This window comes from Streptosporangium sp. NBC_01810, from assembly GCF_035917355.1.
Taxonomy (GTDB): domain Bacteria; phylum Actinomycetota; class Actinomycetes; order Streptosporangiales; family Streptosporangiaceae; genus Streptosporangium.
This window is the reverse complement of the sequence record NZ_CP109070.1, coordinates 2,898,004-2,919,654: the sequence shown is the minus strand read 5'-3', so window position 1 is coordinate 2,919,654 and position 21,651 is coordinate 2,898,004. Positions and strand designations below refer to the sequence as shown.

Sequence of the window (21,651 nt, the reverse complement as noted above, 5' to 3'; positions counted from 1 at the left end):
AGCATCCGGCCGCTCGCCGACTTGGGGGCGAACCTTCGAAGGCGTCGTAACCCGGGTCACCCAACGCATCCTCGCCATGCCCTCCGCGATCTGACACAACAACAAGACCGGAGCTCTGGTCACCCGATCGCTGATCGCCTATGACCACTGATCACATGGGGCCTGTCCCGCGGGTCCTGCCGTGGAAAGGAGCGGTCAGACGGCGCTCCGCGGGGCGCAGGAGGGAGTCCGCACGCGTTCAGGGTCCCTGGAGGCCGCGGTAGGGCAAGGTCTGGCTGTAGACGAGGTTGGTGGTGGTGCTGCCGAACTGGGCCAGCTCGTCGACGAGCTGTTCGAGGTGGGCCATGGAGGTCGCGGCCATCTTCAGCACGTAGCAGTCATCGCCGGTGGTCCGCAGGCACTCCAGGATCTCGGAGCGCTCGTCGAGCAGCCGGTGCAGGGGCTGGTGCCGGCTGCCCGGATACTTCAGGCGTACCACGGCGAGCACGGCGAAGCCGACCTTCGCCAGGTCGACGTGGGCGTGGTAGCCGGTGATGACGCCCGCCGCCTCCAGGCGCCTGATCCGCTCGGTCGTGGCGGAGGCGCTGAGGTTCACCCGCCGCCCCAGCTCGGTCAACGGGATGCGGCCGTCTCGCTGGACCTCGACCAGGATCGACCAGTCGGTGGCGTCGAGGCTCTCGGTCATCCGGCAAAGGTACCGGCATATTCACGGCATATCGACTATTGTGCCGGGAAAACTCTCTTCCAATAGGAAATAACGGCTGGATAGTCTGAAGTAGTGCAATTAGGCGTTAATGTCCCGAATTTTGGGCCAGGAACCGACCCCGGTGTACTGCGCGACTGGGCGCAGACAGTGGAGGGCCTGGGCTTTGACCTGCTCATGGTCTCCGACCACATCGCGATAACACCCGACGTCGCCGAGCAGTATCCGGCGCCGTTCTACGAGCCTTTCACCACCCTCGCCTGGCTGGCCGGTATCACCAGCCGGGTCCGGCTCGGGACCACGGTGCTCATCGTGCCGTACCGGCACCCGCTGCTCGTCGCCCGCATGGCCGCCAACCTCAACCAACTCAGTGGAGGGCGGCTCGTCCTCGGGGTGGGCGTCGGCTGGGCGCGGCAGGAGTTCGACGCGCTCGGTGTCCCGTTCCAGCGGCGCGGGGCGCTGACCGACGACCACCTTCGGGCGATCCGCGCCGCCTGGGAGGACGACAAGGACTACCGCGCCGGGCGGATACCGATCTGGGTCGGCGGCAACAGTGACACCGGCCTGCGCCGGGCGGTACGCCTCGGCGAGGCGTGGCATCCACTGCGGGTCACCCTGCCCTGGCTGCGCGAGGCACTGGAGCGGCTGAAGGCCATCGCCGGGGAGTCCCGGCGGCCGGTGCCCGCCCTGGTCCCCCGGATCGCCCTGCGGCTCACCGAGGCACCGGTCACCGACCCCGGGCGGCTCGCCGGGGAGGGCACGATCGACCAGGTACTCGACGACCTCGAACAGCTGCGCCTCCTGGGTTCCGACACCGTCGTGCTCGATCCGTTCAACGGCGACCCGGACGAGACACGTCACCCGCGGGTGGCGTGGCAGGCGCTCGCCACCGTGACCGCCCGTTGGTATCCGGATACACATCACTCAGAGACGAGGTAACCATGACGCGCGACGACGAACACCTCCTGCGCAGGGCCATCGAGCTTGCCGCCGCGGCGCGGGCGGCCGGAGACCCGCCGTTCGGGTCGCTGCTGGTGGGCCCGGACGGTGCCGTGCTCGCCGAGGACCGCAACACGGTTCTCACCGACGCCGACATCACCGCCCACCCCGAACTCAAGCTGGCCAGGTGGGCGGCCCGCGAGCTCGACCCCGCCACCGCGGCCGCCACGACCATGTACACCAGCTGCCAGCCCTGCCCCATGTGCGCGGGCGCGATCGAACGCTCCGGACTCGGCCGTGTGGTGTTCGCGCTCTCCAACGAACAGCTCGCGAGCCTCAAACCGGCCGCGACCGGCGCCGGCGCGCGCCAGGAGGGCCCCGCCTTGTTCGACGAGGCACGCCTCCCGGTCGAGGGCTACTACCTCTGATCCGCCGCGCGGGCGGTCCTCAGCAAGAAGTCGGTCTTCGAGGCTTTCCAGCCCGGGACCTCCAGCGCGTTGAGGGCCGCGACTATTTTCTTCTCCTCGTAGCGGAAGTGTGACTCAAGCAGGGCGGTCAGGCCGTCCAGCTCGGCTCGCACCTGCCGTGCCCCGTCCGGATCCGGAATCGCCTCCGCTCCCAGGCCACCGAGCAGTTCCTGGAGTCTGAGCAGGATCTCGGTCACCACGTGGTGGTCGTGCTCCAGCTCTTCGAGCACGGGGCGCAGCTCGGGGAACCGCTCTGCCAGGGCGGGGAACACCCCGCCGTCCTCACCGGTGTGATGCAGGCTCAGCGCGGAGCAGAACGCCAGGCAGTGTGCCCGCAGCTCCCGTGGACGCCCGCCGCGGCCTTCGACGGCGGAGTCGACGTCCTCGCGGAGCCTGGACAGCTCCTCGCGGAGCCAGAGATGAACTTCGATCAGCTGGTTGCCGAACGCCGTGAGGCGGCCGTCCGGTTCGATGGTTTCCATGGTGTCGTCCCATGATTTCGGCGCCTCCATGCCCTCGGCGGTCTTCTTGCCGGGTGCACTGCGACGCTGAGGCGGGATTGCATCATTTTTTCTGCGGGCCGTCAAGCGGTGCCGCTCGTGGCGTGCCCTGCTAGGGTGCGATGTCTAATCAATCGTTCGATTGAGAGATGCCGTGTCAAACCTCGAGCAGATCCAGCGGGCCGCGGTGGGGCTCTTCGCGGAACGGGGCTTCGCGGCCACGGGCATCCGCGAGATCGGCCGCGCGGCCGGGCTGAACTCGGCCACGCTGTACCACTACGCGGGCGGCAAGGAGGAGCTGCTGGCAGGGATCATGCGCGCGGGCCTGGGCGAGCTCCTGCGCGCCGGGCGCGAGGCCCTGGAGCCCAGCGCGGACCCGGCCGTCCAGCTCGCCAGGCTGGTGCTCGCCCAGGTCGCGACGGAGGCGGTCAACCCGCTCACCTGCCAGGTCACCGACCGTGAGGTGCGGGCGCTGACCGGGGACAACCATGCGGAGATCGTCGCCATGCGTGACGACTACGAGTCCATGTTCCAGCGTGTACTGGAACGGGGGGTGCGTACGGGGGCGTTCCAGATCACCGACCTGCGGGTGGCCAGGCTGGCACTTCTGGAGATGTGCAACGGGGTCGCCGTCTGGTACCGCCCCGACGGCCGGCTGTCGGTCGCCCAGCTCCAGGACCGCTTCGTCGAGCTGGCCTGCAGGCTGGTCGGCTCCCGGCTGGTCGGCCGTGCGGAGTGCGGGCCCGAGATCGTCACCGTGTCGCTCAGCTCGGAGCCCCGTGACGGGAGCGCAGGTATCGAGGCGTCGGCGTGAGCGCCGGAGCTGCGGTTCACGGACACCCGCGGTGACCGGTGCCGCTCCGGCCTGCGAGGAAAGTCTTCCGGTGAGGTGGTCGGGCGGCTACTCGCGATGCTTCGCCGGTGACCTCTGGACCTGACCGACGGCCAGCCGGGCCGGCGGTGCCAGCGCGCGGGCGAGCACGCCGAGTGCCTCGCGGGGGCCCGCCTCCAGGTGCGACGGCTCGGGTGCGCGCTCGGCGGTGAAGTAGAGGGTCCGCTTGCCGGGGAAGTCGGAGTAGACGGCGCCGCGGGTGAGCTCGGCGCGCTCGGCGATCCTGTCGATCTTGGTGTCGCGGAAACCGTGCCCGGCGAACTCGTCCCTGGCCGCGGCCGGCACCTTGGCACGGTTGTGCTCCTGTAGCTGAGCCCTGCTGAGCCGACCCCTCGTCCCCATCGTCCCCCTGGTTCCGGCGTTGCCGCCCATCCCAATCCAAGATACCGTGACCACTCGGATGATGAGATCATCTGTTTATATCATTTGAAGTTCCGGAGGATCCATGATCGACATCCCCGAGATCCACCTCGCCGACGGTGAGGTGCTACGCGACCCCTTCACCGCCTACGGGCGCGCCAGGGAGCGCTCGCCGCTGGCGCGGCTGGTGGCGCCCGGTTTCGGCCCGATGCTGGCCCTCACCCGGTACGAGGACGCCAGGGCGATGCTGGGTGATCCGCGGTTCGAGATCAACGCCGCCAGTTTCATGCGGCCCGACGTGCCCGAGGACTGCCTGCCCTACATGCGGACCATGAGCGAGATGGACGGGCCGGAGCACACACGGCTGCGCAGGCTGGTCTCGCCCGCGTTCAGCGCGCGCCGCGCCGCCGAGTTCCGGCCGCGGATCGAGCCGATCGTCGAGAACCTGCTCGACGGCCTGCAGGCCCACGCCGAGCACGGCCCGGTGGACCTGCTGCGGCACTTCGCGAGACCACTGCCGATGGACGTCATCTGCGAGCTGGTCGGCATTCCCGAGACCGACCGCCCGCAGTGGCGCGAGTACGGTGTCACCGTCGTCACGGGCGCGGGCCAGAGCTTCGCCGAGGCCATACCCGGCATCATGCGAGGTGCCAAGGCGGCGGTCGCGCGCCGGCGCGACGAGGCCGGTGACGACCTGCTCTCAGACCTCATCCGCGCCCAGGCGGAAGACGGGGACAAGCTCGGTGACACCGAACTGGTCACCCTGGTCTGGCATCTCGTCCTCGCGGGGCAGACGCCCACCAACCTCATCGCCAACGCCGTGGACGTCCTGCTCTCCCACCCCGACCAGCTCGCCGTGCTGCGCGAGGATCCCACCCTCATGCCACGCGCCGTCGAGGAGCTGACTCGCTGGTGCGGTCCGACGCTGCTGTCGATACCCCGCTACGCGCGCCAGGACGTCGAGCTCTGCGGCACGCTGGTGCGCAAGGGCGAACCCGTCACCGCCGCGATCGCCGCCGCCAACCGCGACCCGCGCGCGTTCGCCGACCCCGACCGGCTCGACGTCGGCCGGGCCGCGGCATCGCCCGGACATCTCGGGTTCTCCCACGGGCCACACTTCTGCCTGGGAGCCTCGCTGGCCCGCGTACAGACGGAGGTCGCGCTCGCGGCACTGCTGCGCCGCTTCCCGGACCTGGTTCTCGCCGCCTCGCCACAGGACGCGGGACGTGCCCCAGACCCCGGCACCTGGCGTCTGGCGTCACTGCCCGTGCTCCTCTGATGGCCGGACCCGGCCCGATCCTCCCGCGTTCCGGCACGCTCAACCGTTGAGGGGACGTGTCAAGCGGAGGTCGGTATCCGAACGGCGCGGGTACCGACCTCGCCCAGGTCATCAGCTCAGGGGACGGGGGGTGAGCCCGGTGCCGACGATGACCGTGGCGTCCAGCTCGTCGGAACCGGCCACACGCGGGATCAGCCCGTTGCGGGTGAAGGCCTCGACGGTCAGCGGCGCCTGACGCTCGCCCGTCTCGACCAGCAGGTGGCCGCCCGGCGCCAGCCACAGCGGCGCCGCGGCGGCCAGGCGCCGCACGACGTCAAGGCCGTCTTCGCCACCGTCGAGCGCCACCCGCGGTTCGTGGACGCGGGCTTCGGCGGGCAGCAGCCCGATCGCCTCGGTGGGTACGTAGGGCGCGCTGGCGACCAGGAGGTCGACACGCCCCCGCAGCGTGCCGGGCAGCGGCTCGTAGAGGTCACCTGCGTACACCTGACCGTCGGCGGCGACATTGCGGCGGGCGCACCGCACCGCGGCGGGGTCGATGTCGACGGCGTGCAACTCGACCCGCTCCAGGGCCGCGGCCAGCGCGGCGCCCACCGCGCCCGAGCCGCAGCACAGGTCGACGACGACCTGCGGCCGGATGAGGGCCTGGCGCTCTCGGACGGCGACGGCCTGGTGGACGAGGAACTCGGTACGCCGTCGGGGGACGAAGACTCCGGGGTCCACGGCTATCCGCAGTCCGCAGAACTCCGCCCAGCCGAGGACGTGTTCGAGGGGCAGGCCGGCGACTCGGCGGTCCACCATGGCGGCGAGATCGGACGGAGTCCGTGCCGTGGAGAGGAGCAGGTGCGCCTCGTCCTCGGCGAACACGCAACCGGCGGCCCGGAGCCTGGTGACGATGACGGAGCGATGGCAAGGGGACAGGGAAAACGACACGAGAGCCTTTCGGGATGCCGAAGGGTGCTCTCCCGGTCACCTATGCCCGGTGAACCGCACGGTCGTGAGATGAGAGCACCCGACCTGACACAGCGGTAATGGGTCTCACCTCCTCGATAGGTCCATTGCTGGAGAGGGCAACATTATCCGAGCCGGACCGCGACGCAAACACATTATGTTGAGCCGGAACAGCGGGGGCGCGGATCCCGACGCCTGCGTGTCGCCGCGACGACCGATTCCGGCGAGACGCCGGACCACCGACCACGTCAGGACCTCGCCCGCGGGCTGCCTCGGCCGGCGTGGCCACAGCCGCGAGTTGCGGGGAGGCGCGGACCTCGCCGTGGGCGCCGGTGCTCGGGACGCACAGGGGTGGTACGGGGGTTGGTGCGAGGTCAGGAGGATGCCGGCACGGCGGTCTCCTCCGTGGCAGGGGAGGTGCCGCGGGCCGAGCTCGCCAGGATGCCCCAGAGGGCGCCGGCCAGCACCACCGCGCCCCCCGAGAGCTGCTGCCAGGTCAGGGTCCCGCCCAGCAGCAGCCAGGTGGCGAGCACCGTCACGACGGGCTCCAGCATGCTGAGGATCGACGCGCGCACCGGGCCGAGCGTCGTGGCCCCGACGAAGAACAGGGCGATCGCGAGCACCGTCGACACCAGCGCCACCGCCGTCACCCAGACCCAGCCCGCCGGCGCGAAGCCGAGGTCCAGCCCGCCGGATGCCAGCCCGAGCAGCGCGAACGAGCCCGTGGCGAACATCGACAGGTAGGCCGTGGTGACCGCGGGAGACAGCGAGGCGGAGACCCGGCTGCCCACGATGATGTAGAGGGCGTAGGCCACGGCGGCCCCGGCCGCCGCGAGCAGGCCGGGAACGTCGAGGCCGGTGTCCAGGCGGCCCACCACCAGGGTCAGCCCGGCCAGTGAAACCAGGATCGGCCCGGCGACGGTCCAGCTCATGCGGGTGCGCTCCACCATCGCCGACAGGATCGACACGAGCGCCGGATACAGGTACAGCAGCAGCACGGCGAGAGCCGGTGAGATGCGCTGGACCGCTGTGAAGTACAGCAGCGACTGGGCCGCGTACATGCCGCCGCCCAGCAGTGCGAGGGTCGCCCACTGCAGTCCGGTCAGCCGCCCGAGCCTGCAGCGCACTCCCAGCCATCCGAGGAACACCGCCGCCGCGATCGCGAACCTCAGCATGAGGAGCGTCGTCACCGACATCCCCGTGCCGTACGCGAAGGAGGCGAAGACGGGCATGAGCCCGAACGCCGCCGCCGAAACCAGGGTCGCCGCCACCCCTCGCCGCATCACCGTCACCACCTCCGGCGATCATTGTGACCTATGGGATTTAATGCACGTTATCGGGTACCTTCGGCGGCTGGACGGTCCTGCCGTGCGGCGCCCTGAGCGGCGATGACGGTGATCGTGACGTGATCGCGCTAGCCTGGGAAGGGCCGGGGATCCGCGCCGGTGCGGCTTGCCCGCCCCGGAAACGCGGCACCCCGTCGCCGCCAACGGTCCCTACTCGTGACAGGTCGTGTCCGCGGTCACGCCGGGCAGCCACCACGCGTAGGGAGAGGCATGCGCTCGAAACAGACGAGGTTCGAGACAGTGACCGAGCCCGTCGACCCCGGCGTTGACCCCGGCGTCGATTCCCCCGAGCCGAGCCGTTCGCACCACGGTGTCCTGGCGGCGATCGCCGCCGGCGGTGCGATCGGCGCGGGCGCCCGTTACGGCGCCGCCCTGCTGTGGCCGACCGCGGCCGGCTCCTTCCCGTGGACCACGTTCTGCGTCAACGTGGCGGGCTGCCTGCTGATCGGGGTCCTGCTGGTGGCGCTGACCGAGGTGTGGACGGCACCGGCCTGGGTGCGGCCGTTCCTCGCCACCGGAGTGCTGGGCGGGTTCACCACCTTCTCCACCTACTGCCTGGACATCGAGCGCCTGGTCTCCGGCGGCAGGACCGGCCTGGCGCTCGGCTACCTGGCGGCGACGGTCCTGGCGGCCCTGGCCGCGGTGGTCACCGGCGCGTGGACCACCCGCCGGCTCCTGGTGAGGGCAGCGAGGAGAGCACGATGATCCCGCCTGAACGGGCGCTGCGGTTGACGATCTTCGTCGACGACACCGACACCTGGCATCACCGCCCCCTGTACAGCGAGATCGTGCATCGCGCCCATGCCGCCGGGCTGGCCGGGGCATCGGTCTTCCACGGTGTGGAGGGTTTCGGAGCCGGCTCGATCGTGCACACCACCCGGTTGCTGTCGATGACCGACGACCTGCCGGTGAGCATCGTGATCATCGATACCGAGGAGCGGATCCGCGCCTTCCTGCCCCGGCTGGACGACCTGCTCACCGAGAGCCTGGCCGTTCTGGACGAGGTCGAGGTCGTTCGCCCCCACCGCGGGCGGGCGAAGTGAACTGGCTGCTGGTGCTGCTCGGCGGCGCGGTCGGCGCGCCGTTGCGCTATCTGACCGACCGGGCCGTGCAGGCACGCCACGACACGGTCTTCCCCTGGGGCACCTTCGCGGTCAACGTGGCCGGTTCGCTGATCCTGGGCATCCTGACCGGGGCCGTGCTGTCCGGGGCGGCGGGCACCGGCGTGCAGTTGCTGCTGGGTACCGGCTTCTGCGGGGCGCTGACCACGTACTCGACGTTCTCCTACGAGACGCTGCGGCTGGCCGAGGCCGGCGCGGTGCTCCTCGCCGTCGCCAACGTCGTCGCCTCGATCGTCGCAGGCCTGGGAGCCGTGTTCGCCGGTCTCACCCTCGCCCAGGCGATCTTCGGGTGAGCCTCTCGCGCGAAGATCGCCTGGGCGAGCCTCTCGCGTGAAGAGCCGGGAAACTTCGTGCGGGTGGCCCCATCGACGGCCGGGTCTTCGAGAGCGGCGCCAGAACCGGTGGCGGGTGGACGTGGCTCACTCCCTGTCGAAGGGTTGGGCCACGTCGTCCCGCTGCGGGAGCTGGGCGCCGCCAGCGGGGCCATCACCTTCTTCCGCTCGCTGGGCGGCACCATCGGAGTCTCGGTGCTGGGCGCGGTCCTGGCCAACCGGGTGGCCACCGGTATCGCCGAGGGCTTCGCGAAGGCGGGCACCCGGCCATCCGGCTCCGGAGGCAGCACCCTCAACCTTGAGGCGCTGCCCGAAGCCGCGAGGACCGTCGTGCGCGCGGCGTACGGCGACGCCACCGGGCACATCTTCCTGATCTCCGCCGCGATCGCCGCGGTGGGCGTCGTCGCGGTGCTCTTCCTCAAGCCGACCAAGCTGCGCGACAGCCTGGACCTACCGGACTGATCCGCGGCTGCCGGGGCTGCGCCTGGCCACCCCGGTGAGTGAGGCCCTCCCGGCACCCGGCACCTCCCGGCAGGGCGGTACGGCGCGGATTGTTGCGCGCGGAGATGATGTCGGTGGATGCGAGGGATTGTTGTCATTCGAGCCGTCCTCAGTGGTCTATTCCGGGACGGTGTACTCGACCGCCGGCGCCTCGATGTATTCGTCGAGCTCAGGGAGGTTGACAACGATCGGGTCCACGCCGGACCGCACAACTGTCCAGACCGTCTCGTACTCGGCGGAGGCATTGATCTCCTGGTGAATGACATGGGCGGGGACGAACACGAAGTCACCGCGTCCCGCTTCCGCCACGTTCTCCAGCCGGTCCTCCCACCGGTACCGGGCCGTGCCGCTGATGACGTACAGGACGGTTTCCTGCTCCCCGTGATGGTGCGCTCCGGTTGCCGCGCCGGGTTTGACCGTGCTCAGGAACGCCGAAAGATGTGCTGCGTCCGGGTTCCGGGCATCGAAGGCCACTTCGCGGATCAGTCCAGGAGTCTGCGTCGTGTTTCTGTCGAGGGCTTCGCGGTGGACGACCCTGACCTGCTTGCTGCGGGGAATGTCACTCATGATTGCCCTTTCTCTAGCGCCAAGAAGCGATCACCCATGAGGGAGAGTGCCGCCCTCGTCAGCGGGCTCGGCACCGCCTGCGGGATCACCTCCCGCCCCGGCTCCACCATCACCGTCCACCCCCGATGCGCCGGCTGTCACGGCCGCAGGACGGCCTTGATGACTCCGTCGACGCGCTGGTCGAAGGCCCGGAACAAGATGCTCCCGGCGCCGAACACCGCGACCGTCGCGCCCGCGGTCACCTGCGCCAACTCGGTCGCATGCCATCCGGTCACGAATGCGTCGGCCAGCAACACCAGATCGTCTTCACGATCGTCGCCCGGTTCCCCGGGCACCGGGATGCAGTTGGCGTCGGCGAAGGGCACCCTCGGCAGCTCGGCCTGCGCGCCGCGGTAAGGCCCCATGCCCGCGTAACCGTACGCCGCGCCGAAGCCGCCCGGGCGCACCCGCAGGCAGGCGGCCGACAGTCCCCGAGCGCAGTTGACGCACACTCCGCAGTACACGTGGGTCGGGATCACCACCCGGTCCCCGGGTTTGACCATCTCGACCGCGGAACCGGCCTGCTCGATGACGCCGAGAGGCTCGTGCCCCAGGATCAGGCCGGGCGTGGCTCCCGTGCGCCCGTCGTACATGTGCAGGTCGGTCCCACAGATCGCGCTCGAGCTGATCCGGACGACGACGTCTTCGGGTTCCTCGAGCACCGCGTCGGGGACGTCCTCGACCGCGACCGAGCGGGTGCCGGCGAAGACGACGGCCTTCATATCGGCTGCCCAGTGCCAGTGCTCATCCGTACCCCCGTCTCTCATCCGGCGACCGGCGGCCGCACTACACGCACCGCCCCCGTCATGCGCCCAGTTTTGACACAAATCAATATAAATCAACATAAATCAACATAAATCAACATAAACGTACTCGCTCGCTGGCCGCCCACGCGTACTCCGACGTAATTAGCGGGGAGATCCTGCCTCTCTCCCGCGACGAACAATGGACGCCGGCCGATTCCAACGCTGCTCGCCTGGCTCGTTCATGCCGCATGCGGTCTATCTGCACTCCGCGCTGGTCCAGGGCCGCGGGATGTCGGCCGATGCCGTCCGCAGGCAGCCCGGGCTCGTACGTCGCGCACTGCGCCTCGACTGCGTGCTCGCCCTGGGCATCGCCACCGGCGTCAACGTGTCGATGATCGCTCTGGGTGCCGGGTTCGGTGTCGCGACGGGCGGGACGTGGACCGGCGACCTTATCGACGCACACTCCGAGCTGGCCGGCCGGGTCGGCGGCTTCGCCGCCCTGGCGTTCGCCGTGGCACTACTGTCTTCCGGGATCTCGTCGGCCGGGGTCGGCACGTTGGCGGGGGATGTGGTCATGCACGGATTCCTCGGCTGGCGGGTGTCCCCCCACGTGCGCAGGGTCGTGACGATGGCGCCGTCCGTGCTGGCGTTGAGCATCGGCGTGCCCCTCACCGGCTTGCTGATCGCGAGCCAGGTGGTGATCTCGCTGGGGGTACCGGTGGCGTTGTTTCTCCTCGTCTGGTTCTGCCGGGACCGGGCGTTGATGGGCCCGCTCGTCAACGCCCCGCTCACCACGCGGGTCGCCGGGGTGACGGGCGCGATTGTGGCCGCGCTCGGCGTCTGCCTGCCGTTCACGCTCCTTTTCTGAAGCCCCCGTTCACTCCCGAAACAGCACGGAGGTCGCTGCCGGTCGCCCCTATGTCAGTCACCCGCGTCATTTATCCATCATGCCGATACAAAGGATGAGCTCGCATGCGCGACCGTACGTACAAGAACATTCCGCAGCCCCAACGAAACGGCCAGGGAGGCGTCGACACGGGCCCCGGAACATCGAGTTGGACATTCAGAATCCGGACCTGCTCACGCCGCCGGTCACCGGCTACGGCACCGTGCCCAACATGAAATTCTCCTTCTCCATGGCGCACATCCGGATCGAGGAGGGCGGATGGACCAGGGAGGTCACCGCGCGCGAATTGCCGATCGCCACCACGCCGGCCGGCGTCGACATGTACCTCAACCTGCGCGAGCAGAACCTCGGCCTGCGCGACATCGCCGCCCGGCTTGTCATCACCAAGGGCAAGAGGAAGGGCCGACATCCCTCACCCGCCACCGTTCTGCGCCTGCTACGCGAACGCGACGAACAACCCCAAATGCCGACCTCAACCACGGGGTGAACAGGCAGTTCTCCAAGGATCAGCGGCTCGGGGTGAACAGGCAGTTCTCCAAGGATCAGCGGCTCTTTGGCCCCTGGTCGTAGCTATAGGAGTTTCGACATCAAGTGGTTGGCCGCCGGTGCCGTGGGCTCCAATGCGTGGTCAGGCTTGGCCGGGCGCGCAGACGGTTTCGTGTGGCCGTCCGTCCTCGACCCTCGCGATGGGCTCGCCGATGAGATCTTGCAACGCGCTCTTCAGCGCGGTCCGAGCCGAGGGGGTGAGGTCGGCCAGGAGCCGGTCCTCTATTGCCTCGATGTTCCCGCGGGCGGCTTTGAGGGCACGGCTCCCCTCGGAGGTGACCTCGATGATGCGCGCCCTGCGGTCGGCGGGGTCCGGCCGGCGGCGCACCAGGCCGGCACTTTCCAGTTCGTCGAGGATGAGGACCAGCTTGCTCTTGTCGACCGACACGGCCTGGGCGAGGGCGAGCTGGGTGCGGGCGGGGGCTTCAACGATCGCCATCAACACCGTGTAGCCCCACAGAGTCATGCCGTGCTCACGCACGGCCGCGGTCTCCGCTGTGGCCAGGCCTTGCTTCAGCCGCGCGAACAGCCAATGCAGATCCCGGTGCAACCAGCTGCCGGGCGAGCCTTCGGGTGCGGGAGAGATGGCCATGGACAGCATGATAGCAAGCCAAGATGTTCTTGACTCGAAACCATCTTGCTCTATATTGATTGTGAATCCAGATCATCTTGAATGTGAGGCAACCCTGTGACGCATCTTCTGCATCTGGACGCCGGCGGACGCAGCGACTCGTTCTCGCGCAGGCTCGGCAAGACCTTCGTGGCCGACTGGCGGGCGACCCATCCCGATGGGGTCTACACCTACCGCGACCTGGTGGCGGACCCGGTGCCGCCCATCGACGAGGACCGTGTCCACCTCGCCACCCAGTCGTCCGTGAACGGGGTGCGCGACATCGAGGCCATGGACAAGGTGGCCGCCGGCGCCCCCGAGCCGGCCAGGAGCTGGGCAGCCACCCGCCCGCTGGTGGAGCAACTCCTCGCGGCAGACGTCCTGCTCCTGGGCGTTCCGATGTACAACTTCTCGGTGCCTGCCGCGCTCAAGGCCTGGATCGACCGCGTGCCCCTTCCCTGGCTGCCGCTCAAGGGAAAGTCGGCCGTGGTGCTGAGTGCGCGCGGCGGGGGCTACGGGCCGGGAACGCCCCGCGAGCAGTTCGACTTCCAGGAGCCCTACCTGCGCGCTTACTTCTCCGTGCTCGGATTGGACGACGTGGAGTTCGTCCATGCCGAGTTCACGCATGCCACGGTCATGCCCTTCCTCGCGCAGTTCCGCGAGCAGCATGAGGCCTCCCACGCCGCGGCGCTCGACGCGGTGCACACCCTGGCGACCCGAGTGCGCGCCGCGACGCCGTCCTGAACGTGACTTTCTACCCGATCAGCGAAGACAAGAGGACAACCGCACCATGAACACAGATCTCAACGGCCGCGTGGTCCTGGTCACCGGCGCGTCGACCGGGATAGGAGCCGCGACCGCCCGCGCTTATGGGCGCGAAGGCGCTCGGGTGGCGATCACCTATCGGAACAACCCGGACAGCGCCGCAAAGGTGGCCGCCGACGTCGAGGCCTCCGGCGGGCAGGCGTACGTCGTCCGGCTCGACCTTGAAGACCTGCCGACCATTGACCACGCCGTCGCGAGCGTCGTCGAGCGCTGGGGCGGGATCGACGTCCTAGTCGCCAATGCCGTGCGCTGGGGCGGCGACGGGCCGCCCGACCCCAGCATCCGGTTTGAGGACGTGCCGCTGCAGGAGTGGGACGCGATGATCAGTGCCAACCTGATCGGGGCAGCGGCCTCGGTCCGCGCGGTCCTGCCCAGCATGCGCGCCAGGGGCTGGGGCCGGATCGTGCTGATCTCCTCGAGTGTCGCGGAGGAGGGCCTGCCCGGGCCGGGCCCCTATGGGACCGCCAAATCGGGCCTGTACGGGCTCGCCCGCAGCCTGGCCTGGAACGGTGGCAGGGACGGCATCCTGGTCAACGTCGTGGCGCCGGGCTTCACCCTCACCGACAGCCGCCCCGACATTCCGGCGTTCGTCACCGATGCCCTCGCCGCCGCCACCCCCACTCACAGGCTCTCCCACTCCGACGATGTGGCCAACCTCATCGTCTTCCTGGGCTCGGGAGCCAACGGCAACCTCACCGGTGAGGTGATACGGGACGGCTCCGCCGCCGCACGCGCACCGCACATCGGCGGATAGCAGTTCAAACCTCGCACCACATGAATCCGCTCCCCGTCCGACCATGTGGGCGGGGAGCGGATTCTCACATGCCGCCCAGACCGACACCCGGGGCATCGTCGTCTGACGCGGACCCGAGTGGGGGGCCGCCCAGTGGTCGGACGGGCAGCGTTCAGAGCGTGTTTTTGAAGGCCGGAGCTATTGTGACCATGGTGATCACGATGAGTGCCGGGGACTTGGCCGTGGGGCGTTAGCGACAGTCGATGCGGGGGTGGTGAGTACTCCGCGCCCTCCTATCGGGTCTATTCCGTGTTGGCCTGGGGCGCACGGATGGGCGGACGACCGGTGGGGTTGTGCGCGGTCGGCGTGCCGGAACCCGACCAGCGACGGACCGCGGACGTCGTGCACTTCGTCGTCCATCCGGATGTCCGCCGGGCAGGTGTCGGGAGCCGACTCCTGGCCACGGCCACTGGCCACCTGGCCGGACTTGGTGTCCAGAAGATGACCGTCTTCACCTCCGGCCCTGCGGACGGCGCGGGAGCGGGGGATGCGTTCGCCGAGGCCACCGGGGCGGCGTGCATCCTGCGCTATCAGCGGCTGTCGCTGCGCATAGGCCCGACCAGGCCGGCCGCCGACAGCGATACCGGCGCCGGATGTGAACTACTGCATTGGCGGGACGGCGTCCCCGCAGAATATCGGGCGGCGTTTGCCGCGATGTCGTCCCGTCTGGCAGTCGAGGAGGCGGCGCGTTCGGGCAGCGACCAGGTGCCTGAGGACTTCGACGAGGACAAGATTCAAGAGCTTTACGCCGTCCTTCACGCATGGGGATATCGCACCTATTTGACCGCCGTACGGCATCGCGAGACCGGACTGCTGGTCGGATACTCGGCGCTCGGCATGGCCGACTCGCACCGGCGGCATGCGAGCCAGTGGGACACCATCGTGCTTCCGTCCCACCGAGGCCGGGGCCTGGGAGTGGTCCTCAAACGCGCGAATCTGTCGTGGACCGTTGAACACGAACCTGAGCTGGCGACCGTGACGACCTGGAACGCGATCGGCAACGCCGCAATGCTGCACGTCAACGAGTCCTTTGGGTTCCGTCTCGACCAGAGCGGAGCACGCCGGGAATGGATCCTGTGAAGTTGCCGGAGTACCGAAGCGCCGGTTGCCGCGGGCGACGATCCAGGCGACGGCGCGTTCGACGGGTGGGCGCCGGCGCCGGTGGTCGTTCTGCCAGTCCGGGTCGGTGGCGGCTTGGCGGCGGGCGGCGGCCTACAGGTCATGGTGTGGGCGGATCTGCACCACGCGGCTGTTCTTGGCGGTGGTGCACCGCTCGTGCAGCGGGCAGCCGTCACATAGCCACGGGAAGCGGCGTCGGGCAGTGACGATCAGCAGGAACTGGTCAGCCGGCTCCTCAGGTGGTTCGGCTGAGCCCCATCACGCCAGGAGGGCGCGCCAGCGGTCGGCCGACTCGATCATGTCCAGGCTGATCTGCTCCAGGAACGCCCCTGCCTTGGCCAGCCGTTGCCCCACGGGGCTGTCGAGCCCGAACGTCTCGACTGCCGCCATCGTGGCCTGCGCCGTCTCGAGGGTCTGCCGCCTGCTGGTCACGATCGAGTTGTACCAGGCGTCGTCGTCCACCACGTAGATGTCGCAACGCCGCTGCGGATCGCGCTCGCGCCGGACGAACCCCTGCTCGACCAGGTAGTTCACGGCCACGGAGACGGAGGCCGGGCTGATCTTCAGTCTGCGGGTCAACTCGGCCGCGGTGCGCCTGCCCTCCTCAGACAGCAGCAGATCGAGGTGCACGCGCGGTCATCCTCGGCAGCCCCAACCTGACCGCCATCTCGACGAGCTCGTCTTCCGTGCGGCAGCCCGGCGATCCGGCCGCACGGGGCGGAGTCGGTGTGCCACGCCGCGCCCGCTGGATCGTCATCCGCACACCCCCGGTGAAGTTCCTGCACACCGAGATCCAGATCAAGCTCCTGGCCAACCGGAACCAGCCCGCCGGCGCCCGCCGCAGCGTGGTCATCGACGGCCCGCCAACCGTCGGCAAATCCACCCTGGTCAAGATGTTCGCCGCCGACTTCGAGCAGAATCTCCGCCGCAAGCACCCCGAGAACTTCCTCCCCAGCCGACGCGACGGCTACGTCGCCGACTACACCCCGGTCGTCTATCTCAGCATCCCCTCCCAGGCCACCCCCAAGGACCTGTCAGCGGCGTTCGCCGAATGGTTCGGCATTCCCCTCACCCGCAGCAACACCAAACGAAAGGTCACCGACCTGGTCCTCAAGGCACTCCGGGTCTGTGGCACCGAACTCGTCATCATCGACGACATCCACTACCTCCACCACCGCACCAGCGGCAGCATCGCCAGCCTGTCCGCCCTGATCCGCGAAGGCGCCATCCGCGCCATCCTCACCCAGGAAGAACGCCTCACCCGCGACATCCTCGACACCGTCGTCCTCGACCGCCGCGCCACCCGCAACTACGAGACCAACCGCGATCGCCTCCACCCCGAACCCACCCAGATCGGAGCGACAGCATGACCAACCGCAGGACGCCGAGTCCATCGCAAAGGAGTGGGCATCTGCCGACCTCGACAGCTTGCCAGCGAGGGCGACTATGACGATCATCATGCGCCGCTACACAGGGCCCGCCGACCTGCGTACGATGCAGGACCTGACACAACGCATGTGGTCGACCTCCGGTTCGCACCACGTCGGTGACCTGGCCTGGGGTCGCTTCATGTTCACCACACAGCAAGCCGACTGGCCGATCGCGCTCTGGGAGTCCCAGGGCAGAGTGGTCGCCTGGGCCTGGGCCCGACTGCCGGACGACCTACGGCTCGAGGTCGACCCGGCGCACTCTCAGTTGCTACCCGAGATCTTGAACTGGTTCGACCACCTGGCCGGCGACCACCCCCGCGAGATCAACCCCTTAGACGCCCAACCCGACCTGCACACCGCCCTGCTGCGGCACGGATACAAGCCCCAAGATGAAGCACCCTTCTTCGCCTACCACTCGCGCGACCTGACCGGCCTGCCCGAGCCGGTGCTGCCGGACGGATTCACCGCACGAGCCGTCCGCAGCGAGGAAGACCTGGACAGGCGAGTCGCGGTCCACCAAGCAGCTTGGAACTCCACCCGTGTGACGCTCGAGTCCTACCGCAACGTGATGGCCGCCTGGCCCTACCGGCCCGAACTGGACTGGGTCATCGAGGCCCCCGACGGCCGATTCGCGGCCAACTGCCTGATCTGGCATGACGACCTCCACCAGATCGGCCTCATCGAACCCGTCGGCACCCATCTCGACTTCCGCCGCCTCGGCCTCGCCCGAGCCGTCTGCACCGCTGCCCTCCACGCGCTGGCCGAGGAGGGCGGCAAGAACGCCATCGTCTACCCGCGCGGCGACGACGCCTATCCCGTGCCGCAGATCCTCTACCAGAGCATGGGTTTCCGCCTATACACCCGAACACGCACCTACCGGAAGAACGGCGCTGCAATCTCGCCCGCCACATGACGTCCCGGACAGTCCGCACTGGAGATTTCAGCGGGTGTGTCCAGTTTCTCCGCGCACAACACGGATGACGACGGCCCGCCCCGCGATGTCGCGGGGCGGGCCGTCACCGTTCCATCCCGCCTCGGCTCACCGGGCGGGACCCGGCACGGTCACTCCTCCTCTTCCTCGTCTTCGAAGATCTCGTCGACCACCTCGGCGGCCACGTAGCCGCCGACCAGGCCGGCCGCGCCGGCGGCCACCACCGCGCCCATTCCCGGACCACCGCGCTGCTCGTAGTGGGCGTGGTGGGAGTCGTGGTGACCACCCTGGTGGGCGTACGGGTCGTGGCCGCCGTAGTGGCCGCCGTCATGACCGCCGTAATGGGGCCGCTGGGACAGCGCGGCCAGCCAGCCGTTGATCTCAGCGGCCCAGTCGCGGTACGCGGCCTGGTCGTGACCGGTCTGCCAGCGGCCGAAGGCGTCGGTGCCGGATCCATGGTGGCCGCTGCGCTTGTCGGCCTCCACGATGATGTCCAGTCCGCCGGGGCCGGTGATGAAGGTCAGCTCGACCTCGTTGATCTGCCCGGAGTAGGCGGGTGGCGGATAGAACTCGATCTCCTGGTAGAACGGCAGCCGCTGGCTCACGCCGTGGATGTGGCCATGCTCCAGGTCGGCGCTCTTGAAGTGGAAGCCGAGCTGGGAGAACGCCCGCAGGAACGCCTCCTGGGAGGCCAGCGGCTCGATCTCGACCGGATCCATGTCGCCCTTGTCGACCGCCGCGGCGATCGCCAGCTCGGTGCGCACTCCCATGCCCATGCCGTGCAGGTGCTGCCCGGCGATCTCGGTGATCGGCGCCTCCCAGGGGACCGGGAACTGGAAGGGGACGGTCTTGTCCTCTCCGCTGCGCAACCGGAACGGTCCAGAGACCTGCGTACGGTGAAGTTCCATCAGGCCGATCTGCTCACCCTCGCCGTGCTCGGATTCCACCCGGGTGACCAGTCCAAGCGCGATGTACTCGATGTCGGCGTCGAAGTCGCCGCCCTTGATCCTTACCTCGCCGCGTAGCAGCCCGCCGGGTTGCACGCGTGGGGTGGACAGGACGGTGTCCACCGACGGGGCCCCGACACCGAAGGCTCCCAGCATCCGTTTGAAGATCACGGCTTCCTCTCCTGCTTGTCGTTGAACCTGACCGAAGAGCAAACGATCACAGGGGGGGCGGGGTTCCCGACCTCTGACGCCGTCAGGCGGCGAAGCCGGTGATGTCGCGGTCGTGGTGGCGGTGGACGGCGATCGCCTCGATGAGGCCGTCGTCTCCGCTGACCACCTCCTGGGAGCCGGGGAGCGCCGCCGCCTCCAGCAGCGTCGCGCCCGAGCCGACCGCGCCGATGGCCTTACCGTGTTTGAAAGCCTCCCTGACGAAGTGGACGGCGTTCCCGACGGCGGACAGGGCCGCGCCGTCGGTCAGCAGGACCGCGTCGTAGAGCACCGAGGAGACCATCCCCAAAGAACGGTCCACGCTCAGCGGTCCGGTCTGGCCCTCGTGCGGCGCCAGCACCTCGCAGATCGCTCCCCGGTCTTCGAGCGCCTGCCGCACCGGGTTCAGGGCGTCCGCGTCGCCTCCGTCGGCCGCCAGGATCGCGACCTTGCGGGTGGCGATACCGGCCGGCGGCTGGGCGGCCTGGCTCAGCGCGGGAGAGGCCAGGTCATGACCGTCCTGGGCCGGCGGGACCGGCAGGCCCAGCCCCTGGGCCACCCGAGTGGCCAGGTCCGCGTGGACACCGGCGAGCTGGGCGAGGACGCCTTCCCTGACGGGCTTGCGCCGCACATGGCCCAGCTCGAACAGGAAGGCCGCGACGATGTGGTCGCGCTCCCAGCCCGACATGCTGTTCCAGAACATCCTGGCCTGGCCGTGGTGGTCGGCGAAGCTGGGACTGCGCTCGCGGATCTTCTGCCCGTCCACCCGTTCCTGGTAGTGGACGTAGCCGTCCCCGGCCATGGGACAGCCGCCGCTGATCGAGTTGATCGAGTAACTGGTGCGGGAGGTGTGGATGACGTCCTGGTGGTAACCGTCGCGCTGGTCGTTGTTCACCGTGACCACAGGCCGGTTGACCGGGATCTGCGCGAAGTTGGGGCCACCGAGCCTGATGAGCTGCGTGTCGAGATAGGAGAACAGCCTGGCCTGCAGCAGCGGGTCGTTGGTGAAGTCGTGCCCGGCACCACGTTGGCCACGTGGAAGGCGACCTGCTCGGTCTCGGCGAAGAAGTTGTCGGGGTTGCGGTCGAGCACCAGCGTGCCCACCGGGCGCAGCGGCACCACCTCCTCCGAGATGATCTTCGTCGCGTCCAGCAGGTCGAAGTCGAACTTGTGCTCCCGCTCCTCGGGCACGAGCTGCACGGCCAGCTCCCAGCGCGCCGGGGTACCGGCCTCGATCGTGTCCCACAGGTCACGCCGGTTGAAGTCGGGGTCGTTGCCCTGCAGGCGCAGCACCTCGTCCCACACCAGCGAGTGGGTGCCGAGCTCGGGCCGCCAGTGGAACTTGACGAACGTACCGTACCCTTCGGCGTTGACCAGCCGGAAGGTGTGCACTCCGAAGCCCTGCGTCATCCGGTAGCTGCGCGGGATGGCCCGATCACTCATCAGCCACATGACCATGTGCAGTGTCTCCGGCTGGAGCTGGACGAAGTCCCAGAACGTGTCGTGGGCCGACTGCGCCTGCGGGATCTCGTTGTGCGGCTCGGGCTTGACCGCGTGCACGAAGTCGGGGAACTTGATGCCGTCCTGGATGAAGAAGACGGGGAAGTTGTTGCCGACCAGGTCGAAGTTGCCCTGCTCGGTGTAGAACTTGGTCGCGAAACCGCGCACGTCCCGCACCGTGTCGGCCGAGCCGCGTGAGCCCGCCACCGTGGAGAACCTGACGAACACCGGCGTCGTGAGCGAGGTGTCGCACAGAAAACGCGCCGAGGTGAACTCCTGCGGCTCTTCGCCGTTTCCTCGCTTGACATATCCGTACTCCTGAGCGGCCGACCACTGGACAATCACCTGTTGCCCGGCCGCCGGGTGGATATACGCGCTGCTCAGCCTGGCCACGGTAAGGGAATGGGCCGATTTTCCCCGGGGAACGGCTCTGGCGGGGCGGAGGTGTCGCCCGCCGGTTCAGCGGCGGGCGAATGTCCTTCCGGCCGTCAGCGGGCGTGCTGGATGCGCCGTCCGGTGATCTCGCTGGGGATGATCCTGAGATAGAGCTCGCGGTCGCCGCCCGCCCAGGGCTGGACTCCCGAGGCGGATGCCTCGGCCTGCTCGTCGGCGGAGACATGGTGGGCGCCACCCCGGATGAGCACGCTCCATCCTTCGCGGGCGGTCTCGTCGATCCGATCGATCTCGAATGCGATCTTGAACTCGACGCCCCGGACGCCGGTGCGCAGGTTGCTGTCGAGGGGACCTCCGACAGCGGTGCGGACGATCACCGAGTTGTCGTGCAGTACGTAGTTGACCGGCAGGATCGTCAGTCCCGCGGGCTCTTCGAAGGCCACCCTGCCGACACCACCGGGAGCGATCAGCCGCAGGCACTCGTCGGCCTGCAGTTTCTCCAGGTGGGCGGGGGCGGGGTCGCCCGGGGTCGTCATATGTTCGGTCATCAAAATCTCCTGTGAGAACAAAACGATCAAAGGTTTGGCATCGTCGCACGCCGGGCGTCGTCAATCCGACCGTGTACGGGCTCCGCGGGTTCTTCGGCCACCGCCCCTCTCCCCTTCCGAAGGGAAAACAGTACCCGGTGGGGCAGCGGGCCGCC

General features: G+C 69.0%; 25 protein-coding genes and 2 pseudogenes. 15 read left to right on the top strand and 12 right to left on the bottom strand.

What is annotated here, in order from left to right; all coding sequences use genetic code 11:
* Nucleotides 1–238: 238 nt before the first annotated feature.
* Nucleotides 239–685: an Lrp/AsnC family transcriptional regulator gene (locus tag OIE13_RS13185; protein WP_326639780.1), complete on the bottom strand. Its 447-nt coding sequence runs from the start codon at nucleotides 683–685 to the stop codon at nucleotides 239–241.
* Between the two features lie 93 nt (nucleotides 686–778).
* On the opposite strand from OIE13_RS13185, the gene OIE13_RS13180 reads away from it, so the two are divergent.
* Together OIE13_RS13180 and OIE13_RS13175 are read left to right on the top strand one after the other, a co-directional pair.
* On the top strand, nucleotides 779–1,642 hold the full coding sequence (locus OIE13_RS13180) for a TIGR03619 family F420-dependent LLM class oxidoreductase (RefSeq protein ID WP_326639782.1): 864 nt from the start codon (nucleotides 779–781) through the stop codon (nucleotides 1,640–1,642).
* Between the two features lie 2 nt (nucleotides 1,643–1,644).
* Complete coding sequence (locus OIE13_RS13175) at nucleotides 1,645–2,070, top strand: nucleoside deaminase (protein ID WP_326639784.1); 426 nt, start codon at nucleotides 1,645–1,647, stop codon at nucleotides 2,068–2,070.
* Here the strand turns inward: OIE13_RS13175 and OIE13_RS13170 are convergent.
* The gene (locus tag OIE13_RS13170) at nucleotides 2,061–2,591 is read right to left on the bottom strand and encodes a hemerythrin domain-containing protein (RefSeq protein WP_326639786.1); all 531 of its coding nucleotides are present in this window, start codon (nucleotides 2,589–2,591) and stop codon (nucleotides 2,061–2,063) included. The two genes, OIE13_RS13175 and OIE13_RS13170, sit on opposite strands and share 10 nt — an antisense overlap.
* A 172-nt stretch (nucleotides 2,592–2,763) precedes the next feature.
* Between OIE13_RS13170 and OIE13_RS13165 the strand changes: the two genes are divergently transcribed.
* On the top strand, nucleotides 2,764–3,423 hold the full coding sequence (locus tag OIE13_RS13165) for a TetR/AcrR family transcriptional regulator (RefSeq protein ID WP_326639787.1): 660 nt from the start codon (nucleotides 2,764–2,766) through the stop codon (nucleotides 3,421–3,423).
* A 147-nt stretch (nucleotides 3,424–3,570) separates the two neighbouring features.
* Here the strand turns inward: OIE13_RS13165 and OIE13_RS13160 are convergent.
* Nucleotides 3,571–3,843, bottom strand: a pseudogene (locus OIE13_RS13160) (helix-turn-helix domain-containing protein); the annotation flags it as partial.
* A gap of 103 nt (nucleotides 3,844–3,946) precedes the next feature.
* On the opposite strand from OIE13_RS13160, the gene OIE13_RS13155 reads away from it, so the two are divergent.
* A complete protein-coding gene (locus tag OIE13_RS13155; protein WP_326639788.1) occupies nucleotides 3,947–5,140 on the top strand; it encodes a cytochrome P450 family protein in 1,194 nt (397 codons plus the stop codon).
* A gap of 111 nt (nucleotides 5,141–5,251) precedes the next feature.
* On the opposite strand, the gene OIE13_RS13150 is transcribed toward OIE13_RS13155, so the two are convergent.
* Nucleotides 5,252–6,070 carry a putative protein N(5)-glutamine methyltransferase gene (locus OIE13_RS13150; protein ID WP_326639789.1) on the bottom strand — a complete coding sequence of 273 codons (819 nt, stop codon included), beginning with the start codon at nucleotides 6,068–6,070 and terminating at the stop codon, nucleotides 5,252–5,254.
* Nucleotides 6,071–6,462: 392 nt separating this feature from the next.
* On the bottom strand, nucleotides 6,463–7,371 hold the full coding sequence (locus OIE13_RS13145; RefSeq protein WP_326830287.1) for a DMT family transporter: 909 nt from the start codon (nucleotides 7,369–7,371) through the stop codon (nucleotides 6,463–6,465).
* Nucleotides 7,372–7,644: 273 nt separating this feature from the next.
* Between OIE13_RS13145 and OIE13_RS13140 the strand changes: the two genes are divergently transcribed.
* The 4 genes from OIE13_RS13140 (at nucleotide 7,645) to OIE13_RS13125 (ending at nucleotide 9,349) form a co-directional block, all read left to right on the top strand.
* Nucleotides 7,645–8,139, top strand: a complete 495-nt coding sequence (locus tag OIE13_RS13140; RefSeq protein WP_326639790.1) for a fluoride efflux transporter FluC — start codon at nucleotides 7,645–7,647, stop codon at nucleotides 8,137–8,139.
* The gene (locus OIE13_RS13135) at nucleotides 8,136–8,477 is read left to right on the top strand and encodes a DUF190 domain-containing protein (RefSeq protein ID WP_326639792.1); all 342 of its coding nucleotides are present in this window, start codon (nucleotides 8,136–8,138) and stop codon (nucleotides 8,475–8,477) included. The genes OIE13_RS13140 and OIE13_RS13135 overlap by 4 nt, the downstream gene beginning before the upstream one ends.
* Entirely contained in the window at nucleotides 8,474–8,848 is a 375-nt protein-coding gene (gene crcB / locus OIE13_RS13130) for a fluoride efflux transporter CrcB (RefSeq protein WP_326830069.1), read from the top strand. The genes OIE13_RS13135 and crcB overlap by 4 nt, the downstream gene beginning before the upstream one ends.
* A 144-nt stretch (nucleotides 8,849–8,992) precedes the next feature.
* On the top strand, nucleotides 8,993–9,349 hold the full coding sequence (locus tag OIE13_RS13125; protein ID WP_326639796.1) for a hypothetical protein: 357 nt from the start codon (nucleotides 8,993–8,995) through the stop codon (nucleotides 9,347–9,349).
* Nucleotides 9,350–9,505: 156 nt separating this feature from the next.
* Here the strand turns inward: OIE13_RS13125 and OIE13_RS13120 are convergent, their stop codons facing one another.
* Nucleotides 9,506–9,955, bottom strand: a complete 450-nt coding sequence (locus tag OIE13_RS13120) for a cupin domain-containing protein (protein ID WP_326830068.1) — start codon at nucleotides 9,953–9,955, stop codon at nucleotides 9,506–9,508.
* A gap of 137 nt (nucleotides 9,956–10,092) precedes the next feature.
* Nucleotides 10,093–10,716, bottom strand: a complete 624-nt coding sequence (locus OIE13_RS13115; RefSeq protein ID WP_326639800.1) for an alcohol dehydrogenase catalytic domain-containing protein — start codon at nucleotides 10,714–10,716, stop codon at nucleotides 10,093–10,095.
* Between the two features lie 265 nt (nucleotides 10,717–10,981).
* Here OIE13_RS13115 and OIE13_RS13110 point away from each other — a divergent pair, with 265 nt between their 5' ends.
* Together OIE13_RS13110 and OIE13_RS13105 are read left to right on the top strand one after the other, a co-directional pair.
* On the top strand, nucleotides 10,982–11,608 hold the full coding sequence (locus tag OIE13_RS13110; protein ID WP_326639802.1) for an Nramp family divalent metal transporter: 627 nt from the start codon (nucleotides 10,982–10,984) through the stop codon (nucleotides 11,606–11,608).
* A gap of 187 nt (nucleotides 11,609–11,795) precedes the next feature.
* Nucleotides 11,796–12,134: a hypothetical protein gene (locus OIE13_RS13105; protein ID WP_326830067.1), complete on the top strand. Its 339-nt coding sequence runs from the start codon at nucleotides 11,796–11,798 to the stop codon at nucleotides 12,132–12,134.
* Between the two features lie 141 nt (nucleotides 12,135–12,275).
* On the opposite strand, the gene OIE13_RS13100 is transcribed toward OIE13_RS13105, so the two are convergent.
* On the bottom strand, nucleotides 12,276–12,785 hold the full coding sequence (locus tag OIE13_RS13100) for a MarR family winged helix-turn-helix transcriptional regulator (protein ID WP_326639806.1): 510 nt from the start codon (nucleotides 12,783–12,785) through the stop codon (nucleotides 12,276–12,278).
* Between the two features lie 96 nt (nucleotides 12,786–12,881).
* On the opposite strand from OIE13_RS13100, the gene OIE13_RS13095 reads away from it, so the two are divergent.
* From OIE13_RS13095 to OIE13_RS13085, 3 genes are all read left to right on the top strand, one after another.
* Entirely contained in the window at nucleotides 12,882–13,547 is a 666-nt protein-coding gene (locus OIE13_RS13095; RefSeq protein ID WP_326830066.1) for an FMN-dependent NADH-azoreductase, read from the top strand.
* Nucleotides 13,548–13,593: 46 nt separating this feature from the next.
* A complete protein-coding gene (locus OIE13_RS13090) occupies nucleotides 13,594–14,382 on the top strand; it encodes an SDR family NAD(P)-dependent oxidoreductase (RefSeq protein WP_326830065.1) in 789 nt (262 codons plus the stop codon).
* Between the two features lie 204 nt (nucleotides 14,383–14,586).
* Nucleotides 14,587–15,501, top strand: a complete 915-nt coding sequence (locus tag OIE13_RS13085) for a GNAT family N-acetyltransferase (protein WP_326830064.1) — start codon at nucleotides 14,587–14,589, stop codon at nucleotides 15,499–15,501.
* 297 nt (nucleotides 15,502–15,798) lie between these two features.
* On the opposite strand, the gene OIE13_RS13080 is transcribed toward OIE13_RS13085, so the two are convergent.
* Entirely contained in the window at nucleotides 15,799–16,170 is a 372-nt protein-coding gene (locus tag OIE13_RS13080; protein ID WP_326639813.1) for a GbsR/MarR family transcriptional regulator, read from the bottom strand.
* 98 nt (nucleotides 16,171–16,268) lie between these two features.
* On the opposite strand from OIE13_RS13080, the gene OIE13_RS13075 reads away from it, so the two are divergent.
* Together OIE13_RS13075 and OIE13_RS13070 are read left to right on the top strand one after the other, a co-directional pair.
* The gene (locus OIE13_RS13075) at nucleotides 16,269–16,910 is read left to right on the top strand and encodes an ATP-binding protein (protein ID WP_326639815.1); all 642 of its coding nucleotides are present in this window, start codon (nucleotides 16,269–16,271) and stop codon (nucleotides 16,908–16,910) included.
* Between the two features lie 88 nt (nucleotides 16,911–16,998).
* Entirely contained in the window at nucleotides 16,999–17,883 is an 885-nt protein-coding gene (locus OIE13_RS13070) for a hypothetical protein (RefSeq protein ID WP_326639817.1), read from the top strand.
* Between the two features lie 149 nt (nucleotides 17,884–18,032).
* Here OIE13_RS13070 and OIE13_RS13065 read toward each other — a convergent pair whose 3' ends face one another.
* The 3 genes and pseudogenes from OIE13_RS13065 to OIE13_RS13055 form a co-directional block, all read right to left on the bottom strand.
* Nucleotides 18,033–19,019 (bottom strand): sporulation protein, encoded by a 987-nt coding sequence (locus tag OIE13_RS13065; protein ID WP_326830063.1) that lies wholly within the window; start codon nucleotides 19,017–19,019, stop codon nucleotides 18,033–18,035.
* A gap of 82 nt (nucleotides 19,020–19,101) precedes the next feature.
* Nucleotides 19,102–20,897 (bottom strand): annotated as a pseudogene (locus OIE13_RS13060) (catalase); the annotation flags it as partial.
* Between the two features lie 146 nt (nucleotides 20,898–21,043).
* Entirely contained in the window at nucleotides 21,044–21,496 is a 453-nt protein-coding gene (locus tag OIE13_RS13055) for a pyridoxamine 5'-phosphate oxidase family protein (RefSeq protein ID WP_326639821.1), read from the bottom strand.
* Nucleotides 21,497–21,651 lie beyond the last annotated feature (155 nt).